Below are 3615 nucleotides of genomic sequence, written 5' to 3'. Positions count from 1 at the left end.
CACCAGTTTTCCATAATCTGACTTGGCAATTCTACAAAATCCCAATATACAGAAGTTCCGGATAGACTTGGATACGTTGTGTTGGCCAACATTCCGTGCAAAGCGTGACCAAATTCGTGAAACAAGGTTGTTACTTCGTTGAATGTCAGAAGCGACGGTTTCGCTTCCAACTTCTCGGAAGTGACAATAGGTGGTGTGAAATTACAAACATTCGAAATATGTGGTCTTTCGTTGATTCCTTTTTTGATGTATTGTGATTTGAAAGAAGTCATCCAAGCACCGTTTCGCTTGCCTTTTCTTGGGAAAAAATCGGCATAGAATATCGCAACTAATTGGTCGTCTTCGTCTTTTACCTCATAGGCTTTTACGTCTTTGTGGTATTTATCAATCTCGAAAGTCTCTTCGAATGTGATTCCGTATAATTTTTGGGCGACTGTGAAAGCACCATCCAAGACTTTCTCCAATTGGAAATAGGGTTTTAATATTTCATCGTCTAAACTGAATAATTGTTGTTTCAATTTCTCTGAATAATAAGCGCCATCCCATTTTTCGAGTTGTTCGATTCCGTCTAATTCCTTTGCGAATGCCGCTAATTGTGCAAATTCTTTTTCGGCTGCGGGTTTGGCTTTTGCCAATAGATCATTGGAAAACGAAATTACTTTTTCTGGAGTTTCTGCCATTCGTTGTTCGAGAACAAAATGAGAATGCGTTTTGTAACCCAAAAGCTGTGCTCTATCAAAACGTAATTTGGCAATTTTAAGAACGATTTTCTGATTGTCAAATTCATTATTCTGAAAAGCTCTTGCACCAAAGGCAATTGCCATTTTCTTGCGCAATTCGCGATTGTCGGCGTAAGTCACAAAAGGAATGTAACTGGGATGATCCAAGGTAAAAATCCAGCCTTCTTTTTCTTGGCTTTTCGCCAAAGAATGAGCTGCTTCTCGAGTTCCTTCGGGCAAACCGGCCAAATCATTTTCATCTGTAATATGCAATTCGAAAGCGTGGGTTTCTGCCAAAACATTTTCGCCAAACTGTAAACTCAATTTCGATAATTCTTTGTCGATTTCGCGTAATTGATTCTTTTTGTCTTCTGGCAAATTAGCTCCGTTTCTGGAGAAGCTTTTGTATTTTTTGTCTAAAAGTGTCGTTTGTTCCGCGTTGAGGTTCAATTTTTCTCTTTGTTCGTATATCGTTTTTACTCTGGCGAACAACTCCGGATTTAATCGAACATCATTTCCAAAGTCCGATAATAAAGGAGAAACTTCCTGTGCGATTTTCTGCATTTCGTCACTAGTTTCTGCCGAATTCAGGTTGAAAAATATGCTTGAAATTCGGTCTAAAATATCGCCGCTAAAAGCCAAGGCTTCAATCGTATTTTCGAAAGTAGGCTGAACAGGGTTGTTTACAATTCCGTCAATTTCGGCTTTTGCCAATTCGATTCCTTTTTTAAAAGCAGGAAGAAAGTCTTCATTTTTTATCTTAGAAAAAGGAGCAGTATTGTATTTTGTATTGAAATGGTGTGTTAAGATGCTCATTGTTTTGTTTTTTAGTTCTGATAACAGTGAAAATCCCACGCTTTTTTGCGTGGATTGAAACGAATTGGTTCGCCAGTTCGGCTTTCAGCCTCGGGTGCGGGAAATCGCAGATTCAGCGCGGCTAAATAGCTCCTGAAAAAAAATCAGGTTATTTTGAATTATTTTTTTAAATTTTCTGAAGCGACATTTACAGCCTCTTTTAATCCTGTTTTGTAAAATATGATTTTATCCAAAACAATTTTGTTGTGGCTTCCAATGATTTGAGCAGCAAGAATTCCAGCATTTTTTGCACCGTTTAACGCAACTGTCGCCACGGGAACACCGCCCGGCATTTGTAATATAGACAAAACGCTATCCCAGCCATCAATAGAATTACTGGATTTAACAGGAACGCCAATTACTGGAAGTGGTGTCATTGAAGCGACCATTCCTGGCAAATGTGCCGCACCGCCAGCGCCGGCAATAATTACCGAAATGCCACGAGTGTGTGCGTTTTTGCTGAAATCAAACAATTTTTCAGGTGTTCTGTGTGCCGAAACAATGTCGACTTCTATTTCTATGTCAAAACCTTTAAGGATGTCAATGGCTTCTTGCATTACGGGCATATCGGATATACTTCCCATTATTACGGCTACTTTCATATTTTTTTGTTTAAGGTTTAAGGTTGCAAAATTGCGCCTGAAAACCGATTATTGACCACTGATTACTCTTATCGTGTTTTTTACATCTTCGGCAATTTTTCTTGCTTTGTTGATGTCTTCATTCACTATTGTGACGTGTCCCATTTTTCGGAAAGGACGTGTTTGTTTTTTTCCGTAGATATGAGGCGTGACACCATCCCAACCTAATATCTTTTCGATATTTTCATAGACAACATCTCCTGAAAAACCATCTTCACCAACCAAATTTACCATAATTCCGGCAACTTTACTATCGGTATTTCCAAGAGGCAAATTAAGAATAGCACGCAAATGGTTTTCGAACTGCGAAGTATAACTGGCTTCTATGCTATAGTGTCCAGAATTGTGTGGGCGAGGAGCGACTTCGTTTACCAAAATTTCATCGTCGTAAGTTTGGAACATTTCAACGGCCAAAAGACCAACGTGGTTGAATTTTTCAGAAACATCAAGGGCAATTGCTCGTGCTTTCAAAGCAACTTTGTCGTCAATTCGAGCTGGACAAATTACGTATTCTACTTGGTTTGCTTCGGGATGGAATTCCATTTCAACAACCGGATAGGTTCTAATTTCGCCAGAAGGACTTCGGCAAACGATAACGGCTAATTCGTTTTTGAATTCAACCATTTTTTCGGCAATGCATTCTACGTTGGGCAAATTCTCAACATCTTCAAGGCTTCGAATGATTTTTACCCCATTTCCATCATAGCCAAATTCGGTACATTTCCAAACAAAAGGCATTTCTAATTTAGAATCTACTATTTGAACCACTAAGCTTTTTAAATTTTTGAAAGTTTTAGAAGGAGCAGTTGGAATATTATGGTTGATATAAAAGTCTTTCTGGATTCCTTTGTTTTGGATCAATTTCAAGGTTTTTGGCGAAGGATAGACCTTTTTCCCTTCATTTTCCAATTTTTCCAAAGCTTCAAGGTTGACCAATTCAATCTCGAAAGTCAAAACATCTACTTGTTTTCCGAAATTATAAACCGTGTCGAAATCCATTAAATCTCCCTGAAAAAATTTGTTGCAGGCGATTTTACAAGGCGCTTCCTCGCTTGGATCAAGAACATAGGTTTGAATATCGAATTTTCGAGTGTCAAATAATAGCATTTTGCCAAGTTGTCCGCCACCGAGAATTCCCAATTTAAAATTGGACGAAAAATAATTCATTTGTTGTAGTTATTTTTTTAACAGTCAAATGCAGTCGCTTCGCTCGTGTCATTGCTTTGTTGTTTGTTGAGAGCAAAGATACTTTATAATGCTTGAATAGGAAAATGCTATTTTATTTTCTTTGAAATTTCCTTTATTTAACCCGTTGGGTGCAATTAAATTATTTGTGTTTTAATATTGTTTATTGGTCTTTCAAAAATAAATTTATTGATGAATTGCACCAAAGTTAATGC

Annotated in this window: 3 protein-coding genes; all 3 read right to left on the bottom strand. The window is 37.8% G+C overall.

Annotation, left to right across the window (positions count from 1 at the left end):
- A partial coding sequence (locus ACH2BV_RS04960; protein ID WP_395049617.1) for a M3 family metallopeptidase occupies positions 1-1535 on the bottom strand: 1535 nt, incomplete at its 3' end.
- Positions 1536-1693: 158 nt separating this feature from the next.
- Positions 1694-2176, bottom strand: a complete 483-nt coding sequence (gene purE, locus ACH2BV_RS04955) for a 5-(carboxyamino)imidazole ribonucleotide mutase (protein WP_395049616.1) — start codon at positions 2174-2176, stop codon at positions 1694-1696.
- 48 nt (positions 2177-2224) lie between these two features.
- A complete protein-coding gene (locus ACH2BV_RS04950) occupies positions 2225-3382 on the bottom strand; it encodes a 5-(carboxyamino)imidazole ribonucleotide synthase (protein ID WP_395049615.1) in 1158 nt (385 codons plus the stop codon).
- Positions 3383-3615 lie beyond the last annotated feature (233 nt).

The sequence above is a fragment of the Flavobacterium sp. genome (assembly GCF_043780635.1).
Taxonomy (GTDB): domain Bacteria; phylum Bacteroidota; class Bacteroidia; order Flavobacteriales; family Flavobacteriaceae; genus Flavobacterium.
Note: the sequence above shows the minus strand (reverse complement) of the source record. Positions and strands in the feature narration are given on the sequence as shown.